The organism is Algoriphagus yeomjeoni (assembly GCF_049821175.1).
In the GTDB taxonomy this organism is placed as follows: domain Bacteria; phylum Bacteroidota; class Bacteroidia; order Cytophagales; family Cyclobacteriaceae; genus Algoriphagus; species Algoriphagus yeomjeoni_A.
Genome location: NZ_CP187512.1, coordinates 2,060,918 through 2,084,256, shown reverse-complemented (window position 1 = coordinate 2,084,256; position 23,339 = coordinate 2,060,918). Strand labels below are relative to the sequence as shown.

At 40.4% G+C, this 23,339-nt stretch carries 18 protein-coding genes; 6 read left to right on the top strand and 12 right to left on the bottom strand.

Features of this window, described 5'->3' with window-relative positions; all coding sequences use genetic code 11:
* Positions 1 to 195: 195 nt before the first annotated feature.
* Entirely contained in the window at positions 196 to 5,325 is a 5,130-nt protein-coding gene (locus tag ACPUEN_RS08205) for an adenylate/guanylate cyclase domain-containing protein (protein WP_425639602.1), read from the top strand.
* Between the two features lie 6 nt (positions 5,326 to 5,331).
* Here the strand turns inward: ACPUEN_RS08205 and ACPUEN_RS08200 are convergent, their stop codons facing one another.
* Together ACPUEN_RS08200 and ACPUEN_RS08195 are read right to left on the bottom strand one after the other, a co-directional pair.
* Positions 5,332 to 6,726 (bottom strand): alpha-L-fucosidase, encoded by a 1,395-nt coding sequence (locus ACPUEN_RS08200; RefSeq protein ID WP_425639601.1) that lies wholly within the window; start codon positions 6,724 to 6,726, stop codon positions 5,332 to 5,334.
* Between the two features lie 42 nt (positions 6,727 to 6,768).
* A complete protein-coding gene (locus ACPUEN_RS08195; protein WP_425639600.1) occupies positions 6,769 to 7,563 on the bottom strand; it encodes an alpha/beta hydrolase family protein in 795 nt (264 codons plus the stop codon).
* Positions 7,564 to 7,783: 220 nt separating this feature from the next.
* Between ACPUEN_RS08195 and ACPUEN_RS08190 the strand changes: the two genes are divergently transcribed.
* Positions 7,784 to 8,488, top strand: coding sequence for a hypothetical protein (locus ACPUEN_RS08190; protein WP_425639599.1), 705 nt, complete (start codon positions 7,784 to 7,786; stop codon positions 8,486 to 8,488).
* Positions 8,489 to 8,608: 120 nt separating this feature from the next.
* On the opposite strand, the gene ACPUEN_RS08185 is transcribed toward ACPUEN_RS08190, so the two are convergent.
* The 4 genes from ACPUEN_RS08185 to ACPUEN_RS08170 form a co-directional block, all read right to left on the bottom strand.
* Positions 8,609 to 9,694, bottom strand: a complete 1,086-nt coding sequence (locus ACPUEN_RS08185) for an alpha/beta hydrolase (RefSeq protein WP_425639598.1) — start codon at positions 9,692 to 9,694, stop codon at positions 8,609 to 8,611.
* A gap of 222 nt (positions 9,695 to 9,916) precedes the next feature.
* Positions 9,917 to 10,399 carry a thiol-disulfide oxidoreductase DCC family protein gene (locus ACPUEN_RS08180; RefSeq protein WP_425639597.1) on the bottom strand — a complete coding sequence of 161 codons (483 nt, stop codon included), beginning with the start codon at positions 10,397 to 10,399 and terminating at the stop codon, positions 9,917 to 9,919.
* Between the two features lie 95 nt (positions 10,400 to 10,494).
* The gene (locus ACPUEN_RS08175) at positions 10,495 to 12,051 is read right to left on the bottom strand and encodes an FG-GAP repeat domain-containing protein (RefSeq protein ID WP_425639596.1); all 1,557 of its coding nucleotides are present in this window, start codon (positions 12,049 to 12,051) and stop codon (positions 10,495 to 10,497) included.
* A 108-nt stretch (positions 12,052 to 12,159) separates the two neighbouring features.
* Complete coding sequence (locus tag ACPUEN_RS08170) at positions 12,160 to 13,062, bottom strand: NAD-dependent epimerase/dehydratase family protein (protein WP_425639595.1); 903 nt, start codon at positions 13,060 to 13,062, stop codon at positions 12,160 to 12,162.
* A gap of 302 nt (positions 13,063 to 13,364) precedes the next feature.
* Here ACPUEN_RS08170 and ACPUEN_RS08165 point away from each other — a divergent pair, with 302 nt between their 5' ends.
* The 3 genes from ACPUEN_RS08165 to ACPUEN_RS08155 all read left to right on the top strand — a co-directional run bounded on the left by ACPUEN_RS08165 (position 13,365) and on the right by ACPUEN_RS08155 (position 15,893).
* Positions 13,365 to 14,240 carry a carbon-nitrogen hydrolase gene (locus ACPUEN_RS08165; protein ID WP_425639594.1) on the top strand — a complete coding sequence of 292 codons (876 nt, stop codon included), beginning with the start codon at positions 13,365 to 13,367 and terminating at the stop codon, positions 14,238 to 14,240.
* Positions 14,241 to 14,246: 6 nt separating this feature from the next.
* A complete protein-coding gene (locus tag ACPUEN_RS08160; protein WP_425639593.1) occupies positions 14,247 to 15,320 on the top strand; it encodes an agmatine deiminase family protein in 1,074 nt (357 codons plus the stop codon).
* A 201-nt stretch (positions 15,321 to 15,521) separates the two neighbouring features.
* Positions 15,522 to 15,893: a four helix bundle protein gene (locus ACPUEN_RS08155; protein WP_425639592.1), complete on the top strand. Its 372-nt coding sequence runs from the start codon at positions 15,522 to 15,524 to the stop codon at positions 15,891 to 15,893.
* 44 nt (positions 15,894 to 15,937) lie between these two features.
* On the opposite strand, the gene ACPUEN_RS08150 is transcribed toward ACPUEN_RS08155, so the two are convergent.
* From ACPUEN_RS08150 to ACPUEN_RS08140, 3 genes are read right to left on the bottom strand one after another with little or no spacing between them, the layout of a single operon-like run.
* On the bottom strand, positions 15,938 to 16,630 hold the full coding sequence (locus ACPUEN_RS08150) for an ABC transporter ATP-binding protein (protein WP_425639591.1): 693 nt from the start codon (positions 16,628 to 16,630) through the stop codon (positions 15,938 to 15,940).
* Positions 16,627 to 17,883, bottom strand: a complete 1,257-nt coding sequence (locus tag ACPUEN_RS08145) for an ABC transporter permease (protein WP_425639590.1) — start codon at positions 17,881 to 17,883, stop codon at positions 16,627 to 16,629. Before ACPUEN_RS08145 ends, ACPUEN_RS08150 begins: the two co-directional genes overlap by 4 nt.
* The gene (locus ACPUEN_RS08140; protein ID WP_425639589.1) at positions 17,880 to 18,995 is read right to left on the bottom strand and encodes an efflux RND transporter periplasmic adaptor subunit; all 1,116 of its coding nucleotides are present in this window, start codon (positions 18,993 to 18,995) and stop codon (positions 17,880 to 17,882) included. The genes ACPUEN_RS08145 and ACPUEN_RS08140 overlap by 4 nt, the downstream gene beginning before the upstream one ends.
* Before the next feature lie 156 nt (positions 18,996 to 19,151).
* Here ACPUEN_RS08140 and ACPUEN_RS08135 point away from each other — a divergent pair, with 156 nt between their 5' ends.
* The gene (locus tag ACPUEN_RS08135) at positions 19,152 to 20,009 is read left to right on the top strand and encodes an alpha/beta hydrolase (protein WP_425639588.1); all 858 of its coding nucleotides are present in this window, start codon (positions 19,152 to 19,154) and stop codon (positions 20,007 to 20,009) included.
* Positions 20,010 to 20,019: 10 nt separating this feature from the next.
* On the opposite strand, the gene ACPUEN_RS08130 is transcribed toward ACPUEN_RS08135, so the two are convergent.
* The 3 genes from ACPUEN_RS08130 to priA form a co-directional block, all read right to left on the bottom strand.
* Positions 20,020 to 20,439, bottom strand: a complete 420-nt coding sequence (locus tag ACPUEN_RS08130; protein ID WP_425639587.1) for a type II toxin-antitoxin system VapC family toxin — start codon at positions 20,437 to 20,439, stop codon at positions 20,020 to 20,022.
* Positions 20,423 to 20,695 carry a DUF6364 family protein gene (locus ACPUEN_RS08125; RefSeq protein WP_425639586.1) on the bottom strand — a complete coding sequence of 91 codons (273 nt, stop codon included), beginning with the start codon at positions 20,693 to 20,695 and terminating at the stop codon, positions 20,423 to 20,425. Before ACPUEN_RS08125 ends, ACPUEN_RS08130 begins: the two co-directional genes overlap by 17 nt.
* Positions 20,696 to 20,816: 121 nt before the next feature.
* Positions 20,817 to 23,336 (bottom strand): replication restart helicase PriA, encoded by a 2,520-nt coding sequence (gene priA / locus ACPUEN_RS08120; RefSeq protein ID WP_425639585.1) that lies wholly within the window; start codon positions 23,334 to 23,336, stop codon positions 20,817 to 20,819.
* Positions 23,337 to 23,339 lie beyond the last annotated feature (3 nt).

Below are 23,339 nucleotides of genomic sequence, written 5' to 3'. Positions count from 1 at the left end.
TGCGATAAAGTGAGGTTAAAAAACAAGAAAAGTGAGTTGGAATGTAATTAAAAATAAGGTGAAGCTAATGCGGTTGGGAATTTTATTTTGTGTTTTTTATATTAGATTTTGTATTAAATTTAGTGAAATGGATCACCCTATTATCCATTTCTATTAGGTCAGCCCTTCCAATTGACAGTTTAACAGCTCTTTTTAATGAAATGGCAAATCTTGTTTTCAACTAATAATTCTGCCAACCAGGATTCTAATCCATCTGGGGAAAATACCATTGTCACCAAAAAAATAGCGCTTGCCACACTTTCTCAGATTGAAACATTAAAAGCTAATAATGAAGCTTCGTTTTTGGATGTCTCTGTCCCTGCTTTTAGGACAGTGTTACAAAGCGAAAATACCGGGACCGAGTTATGTCTAAAGCTGAAGTTTATAAAAGGGAAAACTTTAAAAGAATATCTTTCTAAGCCTTTGAACGTGGCCGAAAAGATGAAAATCTGTCTAGCTATCACAAAAAGACTAGCAGAAGTTCATCGTAAAGAATTTGTTCACTTAAACCTCAATCCAGATCATATTATTGTCGAGGATGAGACGAATGAGGTGTTTTTTATCAGTCTTGGATTAGCCACCCGAATCAAAAGAAAAATTGGAATTGAAAGAAGGTTAGTTTTTTTTGAAGCTGATTATGACTTCATCGCCCCAGAACAAACGGGTAGAATCAGTACAGACATCGGGCTTTATTCAGATATCTATGCACTAGGTATCATCTTTTATTGGATTTTCACCAAGCAATTACCCTTTGAATCAAAGGAAGGAGCATCGAAGATTCATGCTCATATAGCGTTGACTCCTAAGCATCCTTCAGAATTAGCCGAAATGCCGCAGGTTCTTTCTGAATTGATCATGAAAATGATCGAGAAAGATGTGCAAAACAGGTATCATTCTGCCCAGGGTGTCTTGTATGATCTGGAAATGATTCTTTACTCCATCCAAAAAGAGTTGGATATAGAAGGTTTCCTACTTGGTACCCAAGATTCCGCTGGCGTTTTGCTATTTACAGATCAGCTTTATGCTAGAGACAAGCCATTAAAACAGCTAAAAGATGCCTTCTCAAGTATCAGCCACAACGAGAAAAAACTTGTTTATGTCTATGGTAATTCAGGAGTTGGGAAATCTGCGCTGGTAGAGCGCCTGTACAGACCTGTCGTTCAATCCGGAGGTTTCTTTATCTCGGGGAAGTTCGATCAGCTACGGGCTGACGTGCCCTATTCGGCTTTTTCGCAGGCGTTGGGCAAGTTGATCAATCAGGTTTTGCTTTTAAATGAAGTTGAGCTAAATAAATGGAAAGCCAAACTTCATACTCTTTTGCAGCCTATAGCAAGGGTGTTGTTTGAGGTTATTCCTGGTTTGGAAAAATTGCTTGATAATGAACCAGAGATTCCGGTATTAACAGGAACCGAAGCGCAGCTAAGATTTAACTACGCACTCACGAAGTTTTTCCAAGTATTTGCAGAGCTTGGGAAACCTGTTTTCATTTTTATAGATGATCTCCAATGGTCCGATGTGTCTTCTCTGGATTTGATGAAGACTATACTTGTCAATTCTGAGCTTAACAATATCCTCATCGTAGGCGCATATCGAGATAATGAAATTACCCTTGGGCATCTTTTTCTTCAGTTTAAAATGGAATTGGAAGAGCAAGGACTGCAGCCGGAAGAAATATTATTGGAAAACCTGAAGGAAGTGGATATACGACAGATGGTCACCAATACGCTTGGTAAATCTGAGCGACCTTTAGATGAATTAGCTTCATTGGTTTTCAAAAAGTCCGCTGGTAATGCATTGTTTGCTAATCAATTTTTGAAAGCAATCTATAAAAACGAGATGCTTTATTTTGATAGCGATGAGGGCTCATGGAACTGGAAAATTGATAAGTTGATCAGTTATAATGTGGAGGGAGATATCGTCAATTTGTTTCTTGAAGCGATCAATGAACTCCCTGTAGACACGATTGAAATCCTTAAACTAGCATCCTGCATTGGTAATAAATTTTACTTGCAAGACTTGGTTAGAGTTTCTGAGCAAGAAAGTGAAAAAGTAGCCAAAGATTTCAATCTTGCCCTAGAGCTTGACTTAGTCATAGAAAGTCTGGACGGCAGCTATTATTTCGTTCACGACAGGGTTCAGCAAGCTATATATTCACTCATTGCTGAAGATGATAAAAAGAGAAATCATCTAAAAATAGGTCAAGCTCTTCTGTCGAAAACCAAAGAAAAAGGACTTAGAGATGATGTTTTTGAGATTGTAAATCAATTCAATTTTGGTAAGGAATTAATCACAGATCCATCTGAGATTAAAACCCTCTGTGAGCTAAATAGTCTTGCAGGGCAGAGAGCTCAAAACTCTACAGCGTATGTGTTGGCAATGCAATATTTTGAAAATGCCTTGCAACACCTCGCATCAGACGCTTGGGAAAAGGATAGGGAATTCACTTATGATCTTTACCTGAAATCTGCCGTCGCAGCCTATCAGTGCAACAATCAAGATCTATTCTCCAGATACACTGCTTTACTCGATGCAAATGCAGTTAGTGTTTTGGATAAGCTCAAATTGGCTGATCTTAAAATCCAGAATGCCAACGTTGAGAATGATCAGAAGAGGGTAATTGAAATTGGATTGGAGATTCTTCGTCTTGTTGATATTGACCTTAAGCGTCATCCTGGTCAGGTGAATGTATTATTAGGCTTTTTGAGGACCAACATAAGATTGCTTTTTTATTCTGAAGATAAAATCCTAAATCTCCCGAAGATCAAAGACGAGAAGTTACTGATAGCCATGTCTATCATGCATCATATGTCTTTGGCAGCCTATTTAACCGAACCTAATCTACTTCCACTGATCATGTTTGAGTTGATTAGGTTAACCTTGAAATTTGGGTTGGGTTCTAAAACGCCAGTGGCATTCGTAGTTTTTGGCTATATCAATATTGCCTTTATGGGTAATATGGCCAAGGGTCTTAAAATGGGTCAATTGGGGAATAGTGTTTTTGAAATTATCGAAAACGAAGACGAGTTTGTCTCCTTTAAGCAGGTCTATGTGATGTTTATTTCGCACTGGCTGAAGCATCTTGCGGAAAGCATCCCGGAGTTGGAAGAGGCATTGAAAAAAGGACTTGAAACCGGAGATTTTGAATTCACTTCCATCATCGGACAATTGATTATTTACTGGAATTTCTATGGAGGTGAACCAATACCTAAGATCTTACTAAGAGGCGAATTACTCAGCAAACAAATCACTCCACTGAATCAAATCATGCAGATCAAGCGAATTGATTTGTTTCGTCAATCTGCTTTGTGCCTGCTGGAAGGAGTAGAAGACTTTGAGGTCTTAAGTGGGGAGCTCTTTGATGAGCGAAAAATAGACTTTCCTGATATTCCTGCTTTTAGTCTATACTATCATAATCTGTATTCGCAGAAGAAGTTTTTGAGCCTGATTTTCAATCAAAATGAAACGGCATGGAAGTTCTGTTCTTTGGAAAAGCAGCACCTGATACCTGTAAAAGGATCAATTACAGAAATGCTTTTTTTCTATTACGAAAACCTTTGCGTTTCCCCGATTTTTCATGCAAGATCTGCTTCGGAACAAAAGGCTCTTTTGAAAATATGCAAAACGAATATCAAGCTGATTGGAGGACTAGTAAAGCACTCCGAAGTTAATTTCCAGCATCGTCATGAGTTTATGAAGGCAGAATATGAAGGTCTAAAAGGAAATTTCGATAATGCCGTCAGATCTTTTACTTATGCGATCAGATATGCCAGAATGCATAAATACATTCAGGATGAGGCGTTGATATGGGAAAGAGCAGGTATATTTTTCAATGCGCAGCAGCAACCCGAAGCTGCACAATTTTACCTATCAAATGCCTATAAATCCTATGAGAAGTGGGGAGCCAAGGCCAAACTTATTCAAATGAAAGAAGCATATGCTGGATTTATTTCAGCGGAAGAAATAGGAGTGAATGCTAATATCCTGGATTTGGATACTATCCTAAAGACTATTAATCTGATTTCCGGTGAGATGAAATTGGAGAATATTCTCACAGGCTTGATGCAGCTGGTAAGCGAAAATGCCGGAGCAGACCGGGCTTTTCTCATCACGATCGAAAAGAATAGCAAAGTGATCAAAGCATCCATTGACAACTCCAGCAATGAGATTCAGGTGCTTCAAAATATCCCTTATGCTGAGTTTGAGGAAATCAGTCACTCAGTCATTAATTATGTATTGAGGTCTGGGGAGACCCTCGTCCTCGAAGATGCTACCAAGACTTTGCCTTACTCAGACGAAGAGTACATTGATTCTAACAAGGTAAAATCCATTCTGTGTATCCCGCAGAAGCATTCTGGAGTTGGGTTTTCATTGCTTTATCTGGAAAATAGGCTGCTATCTGGAGCATTTACCAAAGAACGCATTGAGATACTTCAAGTAATGGCTACGCAGACGGCTATTTCCCTACAGAATGCAATGCTTTTGGAAAGTACAAATCAACTCAATGAAAAATTGGTTCAGGAAGTAGAAGTGCGAAAAGAAGTAGAGGAGAATCTGAGATTGAATGAGAAAAGGCTAGAAGAGTACAATGCCAACCTAGAATCTAAAGTCAAAGAAAGAACCCTGGATCTTCAGAATGAGAAGGAAAAGTCAGATGAACTTTTACTGAATATTTTACCACTGCATATAGCTAGAGAACTAAAGGAAAAAGGATCGGCTCAGACGAAAAGGTATGCCAGTGCAACGGTTTTATTTACTGATTTTGTGGGATTTTCTTTGATTGCGGAGAAAATGACTGCAGTTGATTTGGTGGCGGAAATTGATTTCTGTTTCAAGAAGTTTGACAGGATCATCGAAAAGCACGGAATTGAAAAAATCAAAACGATAGGTGATTCTTACATGGCTGCTGGTGGAATTCCGGTTGCAAATACTACACATCCTATTGATGTGATCAATGCAGCTATTGAAATCCGGGATTTTATCGAAGAACATAAAGCAGTAAGCATCCGTGAAAATAAGCCTGTTTTTGAGCTTAGGATAGGGATTCATACAGGGAATATTGTTGCAGGCATTGTTGGGCTGAATAAGTTTGCCTACGATATCTGGGGAGATACTGTAAACCTTGCATCACGGATGGAAAGTAGTGGAGAGGCAGGTAAAATTAACGTTTCCGGTGCTACTTATGAGCTGGTGAAAGATCGTTTTTCATGCATTCACAGAGGAAAAGTGCAGGCGAAAAATAAGGGTGAAGTGGATATGTATTTTGTGGAGAGGTACAAGGGTGAATAGGGCAAATTATTCAAGGGAATAGGCGCTAAATTCTTTGATTTGAGCTTCACCTCTTGATTCTAAAATTTTAAGTCGTAGCTCAGAAACTTCTAATTCTTCAAACTCATGGATGAACTTGTGCCCAATCACTGAACCTTCAAAAATCATTTTCCAGCCATTTGCAGTCTTACCTTCAATCGTAAATTTCCGGACCCGCTCACCTTTGGTGATATCCTCCATTAGTACTACTTGATTGACCTTTTGCCTTTTGGAAAACTGAAGTTTGACTTGGTCACCAGCTCCAGCAGTAGCCCCAATCTTATTTGCAAAACGTCTGGAAATCTCATCTCCAAGTTCTTTGAGGCGCTTCGTATCTGTTTCGGGCAAAAGTCCCTCAGCATTTGGCGTTAGTCCCAAAATCAAACTCGAATTATGTCCTACGGAATTGTAATACATCTTGACCAGATTTTCTAAAGGGAAAACCAAATGATCTCTGCCGGGCTCCCAAAACCAATCATGGCCCCCATATCCTCTCAAAGGCGCATCACTCATAGCTGGCATGTAATAGATCCCATTCGGATCACCAGTTTTGAGTAACGCAAAGTTGTTATTACTGATTTCTGCTCTCGAACTTTCTCCCGACCCAATAGCTGCAAAAGGAAAAGTTCCCCAGCTAGGATAAGGAACCGTACCTGATTCACTTCCTCCCCAGCGCATATCTGCCCGTTGTAAATTGTGATAAAAGAGACCGTTTGGCTGATGCTTTTCAAAGATCGACAATACATCAGGTCCGCCTTGCTCAGGTCCGTGAGCACCTCCGTCAAACCAAACCATAGCCCAATCCCCATAATTTGTGAAGATTTCTGTCACCATTCCTTCTACCATGGTATTGTAATAATGTTGCCGGTTTTTGGCAAAAGTACTTTCTCCTTCAACCATAAAATCATGGATTCCATAGAATGAATTCCATCGAATCCCTATATATACACCTGCTCGCAAGCCGTATTTTTCGCAGGAAGCCTTAAAGTCCCGAAGCAAATCTCCTTTGCCATCCTGAAATTTCAGCGCTTTCATGCTATATGGATTTGAGTCAGATTGGAAAAGTGCAAAGCCGGTTTCATGAGTAGCGGTGAGAATGGCCATTTTGCATCCTGCATCCTTGGCGGCTTTTACCCATTGGTCTGTATCCAGCTTTTCTGGATTGAAAATATTGTAATCCGCGATGGGTGTGATTCTGTTTTGAGCTTGGTTGTAAATTTTTCCGTCAAACACATGGAGGTCATAATGGAAAACAGCCACCATTTCAGAATTCTGCCAGTCAAGCTGTGCTTGTGTTGGGATGGGAACTTGCTGTTGAGCTTGCGCAAAATTAGCAGTATGCCATAGAAGAATCAGCGTAAATAGAGGGTTTTTAAATCGCATGGGGCTTAGATTATTTGCAAAATCAAAGAAAATAGAATGATGCTACTTTTGAATACTTTTCATTATAAAGTCCACTAGAGGTTGTGGATCGGCCAAACTATGCGGGTGATGATCTACTCCGGGCTTGGGGATCAGGGTGATGTTACCTCCAGCTTTTTTGAATTCCTCTGCCAATAAATAGGTGTTTTCCATATAAGGAACCACTTTATCTGATTCCCCAAATACGTGAATGACAGGGATCTTTGCTTTCGCAACTTCAATGCTGGTATAAATCGGAATTCCCCTAAACTCCCGAACCGAAGCTGAATCCAATCCATAAGCTTTAAGTGCTTTCTCCCAATCTCCTGAACTACCTTTTCCGGTATATGATCCTCCTGGCCAACTTTTGATGTCACAAACGGGCGCATCGGCATAGATTGAAAATACTTTGTCTGTGTTCTGCGCCGCCCAGTTATAGATAATCAATCCGCCTCGGCTCATGCCTTCCAAAACTACTTTGGGGTTGAGTTGAAATTCGGCCCGGCAAAAGGCATAGAAGTCATCCCAGCGCTTCACAGCTTCCTCATTTCCATATAGATCTGCGACATCTACATAGACTACATGAAATCCCATGTCCAATAAAGCTCGATCCAGTTGCGGTTCATGGCCCCAGAATCTCGCTCTCCAGATCCAGTTTCTGGCTTCATTTGCCTCCTTCGGAAAAACGATCTTGGCCTCATGTCCTTGGAAGGTGAAATATCTAATCGTATAGGCATCAAACGGGGCATTCTGTGCCATTGAATTGCTGATAATCACAAAGGTTAGGCTGAGAAAAAGTAGGGATTTGAGCGTGTACATATGATTTCAACTTGGGTTTTAAGTGCATCAAGATAAAGGTTTTCTGGGATAAGAATTCGCCTAAAACTGACCTGCTATAAGGCTGTGGTTTGTTTTATTCAATCTTTAGGTGAAATGAATATAGAAATCGTTCCTGTAAACAGATTAAATTATTTCTGCACTTTGACCAGATCGGAATATTTCATTTGCAATGCCGAGCAAAACAAGCTAGCTTTTAACTATGCAAAAAACTTTTCGAAATACGACCATCTTGATGGTTCTTATTTTTTTAGGGACTCAGTGGGGTTTTTATTCCACTTACACCAGTCAGTTTCCAACGTTCGAAAATGCCACGCCCACAATACATGTACACGGTGCATTGCTGATGACTTGGCTAGTGCTTTTGGTACTCCAACCTGCGCTTCTTTATATGGGTCGCCCAAAGCTTCACCGAAGTATAGGAAAGGTTTCTTGGGTGCTAGGTCCTGCCATTATTATATCCCTATATCTGATTGGACGGCATGGCTATTGGCGGGCTATGGAGTTCGATGTGCCTATGCATGATGCGCTCACATTAATTGCTTTGGACTCCCGTGGGCTGATATGCTTTACTATTTTTTGGACTATGGCGATGGTCTACCGAAAAAAATCTCAGTACCACATGCGCTACATGATTGCTACTGGACTATTGGCGATTGGGCCAGGTATTGGTCGCGGTATTTTATTCAGCTTTGATGCTAGTTTGGGCATGGCTATGACCATCTCAGATTTGCTTGTATTATTGATTGCTGGCATTTTATTATTCATAGATATAACTGGAAAAAAAAGCAACCGAGCGTCTCTCACCATTTTCTTAATATTCATAATCTATATGTCGCTTTGGCAAATAAGAGATACCGTTTTATGGCAAAGTTTTGCACAGCATTACGCTAATATTTTTTACTGAGATTAGGTTCCGGAAAATTGGTTTGTCCAGAAGGCCATTCCATTTTCAAAATTTGTCGTATCTCTAAATAAGTAGGGTTGACACATTCCAAAAAACTCCTTCAGACTGAAACTTTTCATTTTAATTTGAAGGAGTTTGTCCATTCAGATAGGTATTGAAAAATGGCAATAGCTCGGTGAAGATCCTTCCTTCGAAACCATCCAGCATATTTCCATGGTCGCCAATGTATTCTTCAGCAAAATGATGGATTCGGTACGATTCCAATTTCTTGCTGAACTCTAAACTGGTGTAAGGGATATGGGAAAAGTCCTCATTCCGACCCCAATCTATTTTCAAAGCTGTAAGGCTTCTCAACTGGGCGAGATAGTCATCAATCATGTAATAAGGGAACTCTGCTTCCCATTTTCTGATTACTTCCGAATTATAAACAACACTGTCACCTAGGTACGTCACTGGAAAATCTGCTTTTAGCTCCTTATTTGAAATGTTCGGTGAATAAACCCGTGCCATCGCAGTGAATACCGCCGCAAAAAAACCATTGAATTCACCAGTTTGACCAGACTCTGCCAGGCCTTGTAGTATCGCTTCTTCATCATTCAGTTGGCTGATGCGCTTGAATGCAGGGTTGGAAAGAGAAAAATCTCCATGCCAATTCAGAACAGCAGGACTGAGTGAATAAACAGCGCTGAATGTGTCCGCAAACAACATCCCTACCTTAAGCGCACCATTTCCTCCCATCGAATGACCACACAACCCTCGACTGGCACGGTCAGGAATAGTTCTGAAATTCTCATCCATATATTGGACCACATCTTTACCGATGTAATCTGCCCAATTTCCTGAACCTTCTGAATTGGTGTAAAAACTACCCTGCATCCGCGTGTTGCTATTTGGAGCAACCACGATCATAGGTCGCATCTTACCAGTCTTGATGGCTTCATCGAGTAATCGCTTAAAATCAATCCACACACTCATCATCACGGTGTCTGTGCCTCCATATCCATGCAGAACATAGATTACCGGGTAGCGCTGATTTCCATTTTCATAGCCCTGAGGCAAGTAGATTGATAATTGGCGTAAGGGATCTTCTCCTGCTTCATTGTTTTGTAAAGAAGCTGCAAGAAATTCCCGCCTTTCTAAGTTGCCCTGAGCAATACCTGCGAAAGAAATGCTAAGAAGGAATAGGCTGAATACTATCTTTTTCATAGTAATATGTTGTTATAGATTCACTGGATCTAATCTAAGTTCAACATTTAATTTCTTATGTTTTATATACTTTAAAATTTCTTAGAATAAATCCCTAACTATTCAAAATATTATGTCTTTGCTCATCTGGCCAGATGACCGAAGACGTCCCTGTAGCGCGGGAGACCGAAGCGGCCTCAGTGTACTTCCCTAAATAGCGTTGACTGTTTGGTTAATGCATTTTCAACTGAAAACGCTCATTATGTAAAAGGCAATTGTCGCAGCACCAATGACCCAAAGCAACCAGTAAGGTTTTCTTTTCAGCGGATTTTTACCCCAAAATGCCAAAGTCAACCTCATCATTAGAGGACGGTTCTTGGCAATCCAATTGTAGGTGTGATCACTGATCTTTTGGAAGATTGGAGAACTTTTATACCATTGATGCCAGTGCTTTTTAGGCTTTTTGAAGTAGTAAAAAGTTCGGAATGCTGAATCTGGACCACTAAATACTGAACCATCACTCTCGATCAATCGAGATGCTTTTTTGAAATCTTTAAGCGAAATATCAGGGAACTTAGAAGCAGCTTCCTGAAAGGTTATGTAGTCCAAGCCTTCTGTTTTGTTTTTCCATACGATGATCCAATATCTGCAAAACCCACATTCTCCATCCCAGATAAATAGGGGCTGATCGGGTGGGTGGCTAGTTTTATGGATTTTGGTGAACATGTATACTACTTTTTGAAAAAGATTTAATACTAATTCTACGAGTTTAATAGCTAAATGATGTTGGTGTTTATTTGAAAGTAATTAGCTCTAATTAGCTATTGATTATAACCATCTTCCACTTTTAAGCTTTTAAGAGTATTTTCCAAAATCAACACGCTTGGAAGTTCCTCAATTCCCTGAATAACCAGCTTTGTATATTCTAAGGTGTTATGCAGATACGCGCCCAGTACAATGTCTTTATCGCCATCAGCATCCAGATCTCCCACATCCATAGTCATCCATTTTCCAAAAGCTGCCTCAGGAATGTACTTGGGTTGGAAAGTCATATTTCCTACATTTTCAAAAAGTAAAAACTGATGTTTAGGATTCTCAAGCTCATCGTAAAAAGCAATGGTAGCAAAGTCTAAATCTCCATCTGCATCAAAATCCAACATCATGGCTTTGGCTGCCCCATATTGAGGATAAAACCAAGCCTCTTCAAAAGTACCATTCCGGTTGTTTTCATAAATTCTGAATCCATGATAAGGTTTTGAAACAGCCGAATAATCCCAATTATCTCCATTGCTAACTAACAAATCCAGTTCTCCATCTGCATTCATGTCTTGCAGTTCGAAATAACTAGAACCCATCACAGGAGAGAATTTCAACAAAATCTTTTCAGCCTCGAATTGACCATTTCCTTGATTGTAAAAAACAGAAATTCGCTCATTTCCTTGACAGAAAAGCGCTATAATATCCAATTTTCCGTCTTGATTTAAGTCGGCAACTTCTATTTTCCTAGCGCCGGCTCCACCAAGCTCAATAGGAGTAGAAGTTAAATTTCCATCTGGATAAACGGAGATATTTCCTCCATGATGCCCATAATTACAAAGCAAGAAGTCAGGCTTGCCATCCTTTTCTAGATCCTCCCAAACTCCAAATACTGGTCTTGGTAGCTGATCCAGAACTTGAGACCAACTATCAGAATTCAAATCCAATTCATAAAGTCCTCCTTGAGAAAGATCACTTGGAGCAATGGACCCAATGGAAATAATATTGAAAATATTGGGTGCTTTTTTAATAAAATCTACTGCTGGACTGGCAGTCTGGGGAAGGGTGTAAAGTTCATCCGTCTGAACCTTTACATAGAGTTGATTTGCAGTGGCATCGGCAATAAATAGCTCAGATCTTTCCTCATTGATCGCCACCATGCTAGTTTTTGGGCTTTGTATGCCTTCTATGAAAAGCTTTTTTGCGGTAAAGTTCTGCAGAGGTTCAGGATTTTCTTTTGGGTTTTGTAAAGGCAACTCCTTAGGAGCTTCTGTGTCATAAAAATCCACAATCGCTTGAAAGTCGGCGACACTGATCGTAGCCGTAGAGGGATAAACGCCAAGTATTTTGCTAGTAGAGACTTCCTCAGAAGATTTGTTCTCATAAACCCCCAAAGTATCCTGCGCAGCTTTTATCCCCATCATGGCTGCCATTTGAGGAAGTACCTGCTGCTTCCAAATAGCCTGAGGCAAAAAGGAAGGAGAAGGAAAAGCATGACAGGAGCCGCAGTAGCTTTCTGCCAGCATTTTCCCGTTGAGCATAGCTTCGTCCTGTGCAAAAGCACTAAAGTAAAGCAGGAAACCCAGAGAAGCGAGGAAGATTGATTTTCGAATCAGAGACATTTCCTACCTGTATTGAAATTATTATGAAAGAGAAGATTCTGATTGCTCAATAGCTGGAACAAATTGCCAAGTGGGGTTTTCGTTAGTTTTCGAATACTCGACTATTATTCACTCCCATTTCACATACTTCTGCCAGTTATGCAGCTCTTTGAAGCCTAGCACTTCACGGATTTTTAGGTTTGAAAACAAAGCTTCATGTTCTCCCATTTCCCGTGTAATTGGCACACCAGGGAAAAAGGTTTCTGCCAGTTCTTTGGTGGGGATGACTGCACCGTTTTCATCGTTTCCTGCATTGAAAATCTGAAAACCCAAACCGTCTTTTTGCAGACATAAATCCACAATCTGGCCTAAATCACGGGCATCGATATAACAGAATGCATTCCTGCGGCGCACTTCTGGATTTTTGAAATAATGAGGGAAAAGCTCCGCATACTCATGCGGCTCGATCACATTCCCTATACGTAGGGCATAAATATCTATTCCCGATCTCCGCTGAAATCCTCGCGCGGTTTTCTCATTCACCACCTTTGAAATACCATAACTATCCATAGGATCCACATCATAATCTTCTTCCAATGGAAGTGATTTGGGGTCAGTTTTTCCATCTGAAAAACAGATCCCGTAGGTAGTCTCTGAAGAAGCAATAACCACCTTCTTTATTCCCAACTTTACAGCGGCTTCTATCACATTATAAGTCCCGATGGTGTTCACGCGGAAAGTTTCATTGTCGGGATTGATCAAGATTCTTGGCACTGCGGCAAAATGCACCACTGCATCGAATTTTGGGACGCCATTTCCAGGTTCTAGTTCGTCCAAGCCAGCATAGGAACTCATGGCATTAAACATTTGACCTGAATCTGTAATGTCTGCGATCAAATTATCCACTCCAGGATGATCCAAAGGCTTCAGATCCACATTCATCACTCTATGTCCTTGATCAAGCAGGTAGGGGATGACGTGTTTTCCTGCTTTGCCTGATCCCCCTGTAAATAATATTCGCATTTTCTTCATGTATGGTTAAAATTTACCTTTAATTGTTTTTTAATTGTTTGTGATGAAATTGATTTTGATTTCAAACTCATCTTATCAAATTCCAAGGTAGGAATAATTGAATTAGTTAGCGTAGAGGCTGGCTAAAGCGAACTTAGATTTACCTCTTTAGTGAAATTTCAGGCACTGAATCTTTTTCAACCTTCTTCCGTTATTCTAGCCCTTGCCTGTCAAATTACTCAATTGTGAATTTGAACTTTCATATTTGGCATTGGCAACAGGCAAAAGTATCTTTGTAACCCTAACCATTAAAACCGATAATAGTGGCAAATAAAACTGTAAAAGTGGGCTTAGTCCAGTTGACTTGCTCTTCTGATGTAGCAGCAAACCTTGAAAAAACCATCGCTGGTGTGCGTGAGGCAGCGGCGCAAGGCGCTCAAGTGGTTGTACTTCAGGAGCTGTTCCGTTCCCTTTATTTTTGTGATGTAGAAGACTACGAAAACTTCAAGTTGGCAGAAGCCATTCCTGGTCCGTCCACGGATACGTTTGGGGCTTTGGCAAAAGAGCTTGGTGTAGTGATCGTGGCTTCGCTTTTTGAGAAAAGAGCAGAAGGATTGTATCATAACACTACTGCCGTTTTGGATTCAGATGGATCTTACTTGGGTAAATACAGAAAAATGCATATTCCTGATGATCCGGGGTATTTTGAGAAGTTTTACTTCACTCCAGGTGACTTGGGCTATAAGGTTTTCCCCACCAGATTCGGAAATATCGGCGTGTTGATCTGCTGGGATCAGTGGTACCCGGAAGCAGCAAGAATCACGGCTTTGAAAGGAGCGGACTTCCTAGTTTATCCAACGGCTATAGGCTGGCACAAGGATCAGGATGGACTGACCAATGACGAGCAGTACGGAGCTTGGCAGACGATACAGCGTTCCCATGCTGTTGCCAATGGCATTCCTGTAGTTTCTGTAAATCGCTGTGGAATTGAGGGAGATATGAAATTCTGGGGAGGATCTTTTGTTTCCAATCCTTTTGGAAGAGTATTATTTAAAGCTTCCCACGAAGAAGAGCAGATCCATGTGGAAGAACTTGATTTTGCCGGATCTGATAGATACAGGACGCACTGGCCTTTCTTGAGAGACCGTAGAATTGATTCCTATCAGCCAATCACCAAGCGATACTTGGACGAAGAATAACCATTCATGACAGATATCTTTTCAATTGCCAAGTCAGGTACAAAAACTCCTGCTGAACTGGGATATTATTTTCCCGCAGAATTTGCTCCTCAGGAATCCATGTGGCTTAGTTGGCCACATAAGGAAGCTTCGTGGCCGGGAAAAATCGATACGATTTATTCCCCATATTCTCTTTTTATCAAGGAGGTTTCCAATGGTCAAAAGGTAAATATCAACGTGGCAGATGAGGCCATGAAATCTTTTGCTTTGGCACATCTGGAAAAGGCTGAAGTGAACTTGGAGAAAATCAAATTTCACTTTTTTCCTACAAATGATGCATGGTGCAGAGATCATGGCCCGGCTTTCCTTATTAATCCAAAAGCAGATCAAAAGAAGGTGATTGTAAAATGGAATTACAATGCTTGGGGTGAAAAGTATCCGCCGCATGATCTGGATAATCAGATTCCTATCAGGATCGCCGAGGAATTGGGTATTCCATGCTTTAAACCTGGAATGGTGATGGAAGGCGGTTCTGTAGAATTCAACGGAAAAGGAACACTGTTGACTTCAGAGGCTTGCTTACTGAATGAAAATAGAAATCCGCATTTAAAGCAAGAGCAAATTGAAAAATACCTTTGTGACTTTTACGGTGTGAATCATATCCTATGGGTAGGTGATGGAATTGTCGGAGATGATACCGATGGGCATATTGATGACATTACCCGCTTTGTAAATGAGGACACCGTAGTGACTGTGGTGGAGGAAAATAGAGCTGATGAAAATCATCAGTTACTGCAGGATAATCTAGATCGCCTGAAAAAGATGCGATTAGAGGATGGGAAACAATTGAATATTGTGGAGCTGCCAATGCCTGGCCCGGTCGTTTATGAAGATCAGCGTCTACCTGCCTCTTACGCCAATTTTTACATTGCCAATGATTCCGTGATTGTACCAACTTTCAGAGATAAAAATGATCAAAAAGCCTTGGATATTATTTCTGGCTGCTTTCCTAATCGTAAAGTAGTTGGGATTGATAGCACAGATATTATTTGGGGGCTGGGTAGTTTTCACTGCTTAAGTCAGCAGGAACCGGCTGTGTAGTAGGCAGTGGGCAGTCATCAGTTTATCAGAGCGCAGTATTACAGCGGGCAGTTATCAGTCCGTAGTGAGCCGAATTTGACAGTGGGTTTTTTTTGATATTAGAGCATGTGATTTATTTCTATAAATAGATGATTTACATGCTTTTATGTTTTATTTTTGAAACGTATTTTTATTTTAGTTTTTTAATTAAACTGTTCTTAGATGGATTTTAGAGATCTTTTAGCCTACAAAAAAGGATTCCAGCTAGCAATGAATATTTATGAGATAAGCAAAGGCTTCCCTTCGGAAGAGAAGTATTCTTTGATTGATCAAATACGGAGGTCAAGTAGGTTCACCTGTGCCAATATTGGAGAAGGTTATCGAAAAAGAAGATATCCTTCTCATTTCATTTCAAAACTTTCAGATGCAGATATGGAAAATACTGAGACTCAAGTCTGGGTTGAGTTTTCATTTGCTTGCGGTTATATTTCAGAAAGCACTAAAACAGTTTGGGAACATGACTCATTAGAAATTGGAAAATTAATAGGCTATATGATTGCAAACCCTGAAAAATTTGGATCAAAATCAACCTAATTACTGCACACTGAATACTGCCTACTCTGAATACTGCCTACTGCCTATTGCCCCCTGATCACCCTTCCATCTTCCATCTCAATAATCCGATCTGTTCCATCTGCAAATTCAGGGTCATGTGTGACGATCAGCATGGTTTGACCGAATTCTTGGGCTAGTTCTTTAAACTTATTAAAAACTATGTCTGAGTTCTTTTTGTCGAGATTTCCTGTTGGTTCGTCACCCATGATCAACAAAGGGTCATTTATCAATGCTCTTGCGATGGCTACTCGCTGCTTCTGACCTCCGGAGAGTTGGTAAGCTTTCTTCAAAGCATGATCTTCCATTTCAAAAATCTTAAGTTTTTCCAAAGCTCGATGTTCCAGTTCCTCCCGTGAATATTTCCCTAATTTTAGGCCAGGAATCATGACATTTTCCAATACGGAAAACTCATTGAGTAAGTAGTGAAACTGGAAAACGAAGCCGATTTTTTCATTTCGAAGCTTCGCAAGGTAGTTGGCCGGTTTGCCGGTAATCATTTCCTGATCCATCCAGAGTTCGCCGGAAAAAGCAGTATCCATGGTGGAAAGAATATATAGAAGCGTGGACTTACCGCAACCGGATTTACCTACCACAGAAACGAATTCACCCCGATTGATTTGAAAGGTTACTTTTTTCAAAACTTGGGTTTCCACTGGATTGTAAAAGTATTTGTCAACGTTTCGGGCTTCCAAAACAGTTTTTCTTTCCTGTTTCATTTTCCTCTTATTATATCTACTGGGTCAACACTACTGGCTTTCCTTGCCGGAAAAAAACCAGCTAGATAGGTAGTGACTAAACTGAAAATCCCACCAATCATATAATATTTTGTACTGAAGTCTACAGGGAAAGTCTTAACAGTTGGGAGCGCATCAGTTTCAAATGGAATTTGCTCAATTCCTAGGCATGCCAAATACCCAAAAAGAAGTCCAATTCCTCCTCCAATAACTCCAATGGAAACTGCGATCGTTATAAATATCCGTTTTACATCCGTGCTATTGAATCCGATTGCTTTCAAAATTGCAATGGTATCTAATTTCTCGTAGATCATCATATTTAGGATATTGTAAATCCCGAAACCAGAGACAACCAATAAAGTAATTCCAACGGCATAGCTTATCATTGTTCGGATGCTGGATCCGGTTTCAAATTGTGCGTTGACGGTCTGTATATCATCCGCCTCAATCTCAAAAATGTCTCTGTATTCATCTGCAAATGCAGGAGCTTGATTGAAATCAAAGAGTTTCACTTGAATATCTGTCAAGTAAGAACTTGGTTCCCCCATCATTTTTTGGACAGTATTTATTGAAGCAAAGCTATTTGAATTGTCAAATTCTGCTAATCCCGATTGATAATACCCAACCACTTTGAGTTGTGCCTTATTACCTTTTGCGGTAGTCACCTGGATGACATCTCCAATATCTGCCAACATCCGTTCGGCGGCGCCTTTTCCCAAAATAATGCTGTTGGTTTGGAGTAAATCTGCGGGATTGCCTACAGTAACATAATCTTGGAATGCAAATAACTCCGTTTCCTTTTCAGGATTTATTCCGTTTACTATTCCTGTCAAATCAATGCTTCCAACGTTGTAAAAGACCTGAGATGCTATTTTAGCACTAACGCCTTTTACCCTCGGGTCTTCATTTAGCGTTTTTAAAATAGGCTCTGAATTATAAATTGCTAATCTAGAATTACTTGGCTTGATAGATCTGATGACGTTGATTCCCGATCCAAACTCAGGAGAAAGGTCTATAGGTTGGTTGGGATTAGGTTTGATCTGATTATAGAATCTGATGTGAGGCGTTCGATTCAAAACTAAGCCATCGAGCAAGGTGTTAAGCCCATTCATAAATCCCAGTAAAGCCACAAACATCGTAATGCTAAAAGTCACACCTACAGCAGCAACCAATGTTTGCTTTATTCTTGCAAACATTAAAGCTTTTGCCAATTCAATAATCAGCGACCATTTCATAGGCCAGGCTTGATAATTCTTGTTTCAGAAGAAATTCCCTCAAGAATTTCTGCAAATTGATAGTTTTTAAGCCCAACTTTTACGGAAAGCGTATCCTCATCCTCATTGATTACCAATGAATCCGCTATTAGATATGCTCTTGGTATTACCAATGCTTTTTCTCTAACCTCCGTAATGATGTTAGCTTCTAAACTCAGGTTTGGATAGAGTTGAGGAGGAGTTTTGGTGAACGTAGCCTCAACTTTAAAGCTTTTGGTCTGGGTATCCATGATTGGATATACTTTGCTTACTTCTGCCTCAAATGTTTGGCCTTTGAAGCTATCCATTGACACGGAAACTACTTGCCCAATTTTAACTTTTGAAATGTCGTATTCATCTACTTGAAGTTCCAATAGGAAATTATCCATACTTCCCAAAACTGCTAATGCTACCTGGGGAGTAACCATTTCTCCTTTTTCTTTCAGCAGGGCATATACCTTGCCTTTGATCTTACTCTTCAGTACATAATCACTTTCCAGAACTCGACTAATTGCAAGGTCTTTGGAGGCACTGTTGGAGTTAAATTGAATTTCTCTTTTTAGATCATTGTATCTGATTAATGATGATTCATAGGCAGTTTTTGAATTTTCCCAGTTGAGACGTCTTTGTTCAAATTCCACTTCAGTCCCTATATTTTGATCATGCAAGCTCTTTTGACGAGCGTAAAGCAGAGAGTCGTTTTGCATCTTGCTTTTTGCCAGATCAATTGTGAGTTGTAGATCCCTAAGTTTGGATTGATTTTCTTGAAGCCCTGCATAAGCTTTGGCTAATTCTGAATTTTCTCGACTTAATTTTTCCCGTTCACTAAAAACAGCCAAAAGCGGTGTTCCAATCGAAACAGAATCTCCTTCTTCCACAAAAATCTCCTGAATAGGCCCACTGGCATTAGTAAAAGCATCGTATTGATCCACCGCTTTGATATAGCCAGAAGCATAGACAGACTCAGTGATCCCTATTATTTCGGGTTGGATGGGCTCTCTGGAATTGGATCCGCAACTCCAATAAATAAAACCAAGAGAAAGCACACTAAAAAGAGACAGGTAATTTGGGGGCTCGATCTGAAGTCTTTTCATAAGTATTCTTTAAATAAAAGAATTGAAATGATTTATAATTTAAAGACAATTAGCAGATAAGACCAGTTATTTTAAGCAAAGGATCATTTTACTTCGTATTTATCTAAAATAGAATCTCTATTCAACCAACTTTAAATTTCCACTTCCCAATTCTACATGATTAAAGCCCTTTATTCCAGCTTTTCAATTTGCGTTTTTAGTTTCTTTTTGAGCTCCTGCGCTTTTCAAACACTTCATAGAACAAAAGATATCAACTACATTTCCGGCAACACTCAACAAGATTTGCCTCATAAGAATCTGGACGTTTACGCACCCAAAAAAGCTGATAATCTACCTGTATTGGTCTTTTTCTATGGTGGAAGCTGGAAGTCGGGAAAGAAGGAGATGTATCACTTTCTGGGGAATAGATTGGCTAGGAGGGATGTGATAGTAGTGATTGCTGATTATCCTTTGTCTCCAGATTTTGAGATTCCAGAAATGCAGGAATCTGCTTTGGCTGCTGTGATTTGGACAAAAGAGACTATTGAGAAACACGGTGGAGATCCAGATCGAATTTTCGTTTCTGGGCATTCTGCAGGTGGGCATTTGGCTTCATTGATTGCTGTTAAGGAAAATAGGTTGAAGCCTTCAGAGAATGGAAAGAAGCTGGCAGGCTCTATTTTGATCGATGCAGCTGGTTTGGATATGTATGGATATTTGCAAGAAACGAGTGAGGGGGAGGGTAAAAAGTACCTGAATGCATTCACGGATGATCCAGCCGTCTGGAAGGAATATTCTTCTATGTATTATTTGACAGACAATCTGGCTCCCATGCTGATTTTGGAAGGAGAACGAACTTATCCTAGCATTCAAGCTGGGAGGGAGCGATTTATGAAGCGAATCGAAGAGAAGGGAATTGAGGATGTGACGGTGAAAATCTACCCTAAGAAAAAGCATATTCCTATGATCACGCAGTTTCTATGGACTGGAAGTAGAGTTTATAAAGATGTGCTGGGGTTTATAGAGGAGAATTAATTTCTAAATTTCAATTTCCCATTCTTTCAATCAATTCCTCAGGAGTAATAACTGGAAGGAAAGGTTGTGAAAGTTTGAGGAAATCTCGGTCCGATGTAACGATAGCATCTAGATGGTGATGTAGGCAAATAAAATAATGGATGGAATCTTCTATATCTGTGTGGGCGGATTGGATTGCCGAAAGAATTGAAGCTTTATCTCCCTCAAGCAGCGTTAACTTTTCACAGATCACTCCGAGTATTTCCTTGCAAACATGAAGCTCTTTGGCTTGCTTAAGATAGTAAGCACAAGTTTGAATTACAGAGATGGTAACATAACCTCGGATTTGATTTCCGTCTAATTTTTCGAAAATCGAATTTATTAAGTCTTGTTTTGGGCTCCTCTCTAAGAAAAAATCGAGCAGAATATTGACATCAAAGAAGATCTTCATAGCCCATTTTTTTCGCTTTGGCTTTATAATACTCTTCCTTCCAATTGTAATCTACGGGGAACTCTACCTTTGATTTCTGCAATGATTTCATGTATTCCACCAAGCTCATTCCATTTTTCAATTTCGGCTTTGGCTTGACTAATGCCTCGAAATGCTCTTCTACCAGACTGGATATACTAGTGTCATTCCGATTAGCATAAGTTTTGATCTTCTCCAGCAGATTTTCCTCGATTGTGATGTTGAGTCTCTTTTTCATAATCTATGCGCATGATCCAGTGATAATACGCATGAATATATAAAACAGTTCTTAACTTATTAATAAGCAGTGTCTAAATTGTTTGGAATCTTCCAATTTTTCAATCTTCAAATCAATTGATCTAGGAAGGATCAACATCCACCACAAACCTGACCGAGCGAAACTCTGGTCTGGATTTTAGCTCTTCGGTGATCTTCCAAAGATGCTCTTTGAAAATAACTGGAGTATTTCCTGAGCGATCCAATTTGATCAAGCTCTCAAACTGATACTGGTTTTTGATTCTGGCAATGATGCCTTTTTCTGGGCCCAAGACAATTTTCTTGATAGGGATTTCAGCCATTCCATGATGTAGATTTAGTGCGGCTTTTTCCGCAACTTTATAATCTGTATGACGCGTGGTGATTTTCACCAGTTTCACAAAAGGCGGATAGTAGAATTTCTTCCTGTCATGGATTTCATGATTGAAAAACTCAAAATAATCTCCCTTGATTACCTGGCAATAAATCTGCGTTTCAGGATCTCTTGTTTGAACAATTACTTGTCCCTGAGCTTCTCTTCGGCCTGCTCTTCCAGCGACTTGTGTGATTTGTTGATACGCTCTTTCCCCAGCCCTGAAATCAGGGAAATTCAGAATTCTATCCCCATCCCAAATCCCAACTACCGTCACTCTACCGAAGTCTAGTCCTTTGGTGATCATCTGGGTTCCTACGAGAATGTCCAGATTTCCTGCTCCAAACTCATCCAATATGCGCTGGTATCCATGCTTATTTCTGGTCGTGTCCAAATCCATTCGGCTAATTCTAGCTTCTGGAAACAATAAACTCAAGGATTCTTCAATGCGCTCCGTTCCCATTCCCATCGTGGTGAGTTGAGTACTTCCGCAAGCAGGGCAGGAGCTAGGCGTCTTTTCCTTGTATCCACAATAGTGACAGCGAAGTTCTTCGGAAAATTGATGGTAAGTGAGGCTGACATCGCATTGCACGCATTGCCCTGTCCAGCCGCAGTCTTCGCATTGAATATAAGGTGAGTATCCTCTTCGGTTTTGAAAAATCAAGACCTGTTCTTGCTTCGCCAGTGCATCTTGAATTCGCTCGCGCAAAACGCGGGTCGTATCTAGTTTGAGAAGGTTCTTTCGTTTATCAGCTGCCAAGTCTGCCAGGTAGAAATTAGGCATGCTGGCATCTCCAAAACGATGGGTCAATTCCACATACCCGAATTTGCCTTGGCTAGCGTTGAAGTAGGATTCAAAAGAAGGCGTGGCGGAGCCTAAAAGTGTTCTTGCCTGATGAAAATAAGCAAGCATAATTGCAGAATCCCGAGCCTGAAATCTCGGAGCAGGATCAAATTGCTTGTAGCTCGACTCATGTTCTTCATCTACGATGATCAATCCCAAACTATCAAAGGGCAAGAAAATCGAAGACCTCACCCCTACTACGAAAGAAAACCTTCCGCTTAATACGCCATTCCAAACTTCCACTCGCTCATTGTCGGAATACTTGGAATGATAGACGCCCATCTTACTTCCGAACACTTTTTTAAGTCGGGTGACAATCTGTGTAGTGAGTGCAATTTCGGGTAAAAGAAGTAACACCTGTGAACCAGAATCCAGAACTTCCTGAATCATCTGGATGTAAATCTCCGTCTTTCCGCTTCCTGTTACGCCATGAAGCAAAACAGATTGCTTGCTTTCAAATTGATGCTTAATTTCTTCGAAAGCAGCTTGCTGGCTGGTGGAAAGTTGCGCAGGCTCTGACTCAGGTTCCTCTTCGGCAAGTCGGTTTACCACAACTTTGAAGGACTCGAAAATCCCGTTTTTAATCAAGGTTTTCAAAGAGCTTTCTGAATCTCCTTCTTCTAATAAGGTCGCTTTGTCGACGCCGTTGTTATTAGCTTTTGGAAGCTTCATCACCGGGACGTCACGTAGGTATTTAAGGAGAATTGACTCCTGTTTTGCTTTACCAGCCAAGGCCTCAAAAATTTCCTGTAAAGCATTTTTACTTTCTGCGATCTCAGGAGTCAGCCGAATTCTAGTTTCTACCTTCGGTGTGTATTTTTCCTGCACTTTTTCAAAAATCAGAATTGCTTCTTTTTTGACAAGGCTCTTTAAAATTGGATGTATGCTTTTGATGGAAAGTACTTTTTCGCAGTCATCATAAGAAAGCTCCGGCTTGGAATCCAAAGCGTCTAAAATCATGATCTCCCGATCATCCAATGGATATTTGCTTGTTTCCCTATCGTAATTTGGATTGAGCTGAACTTTACTTTCGCTACTCAAGCGAAGCCCAGATGGCAAAGCAGCATGCATCACTTCCCCGATATGACAAAAGTAGTACTCTGCCATCCATACCCAGAATCTGATTTGAAGGGGATTTACACTAGGCGTATCATCCAGCACTTCCAGAATTGGTTTTGCTTGGTAGGCCTGAGGAGGTTTATTGTGAACTTTTCCGATGATTCCCGTAAGCACCTTTTTCTTCCCAAACTGCACAATCACCCGAGCCCCAAGATTAATCTCGGACTGCATGGAATAGGGAATGCTATAGGTAAACATCCGCGGAATAGGAACGGGCAGGATGATATCTGCGAAATTATTTCCGCTTCCTGATGGATATAAATCTTGATCTGAAAATAGGCTTTCCAAGGA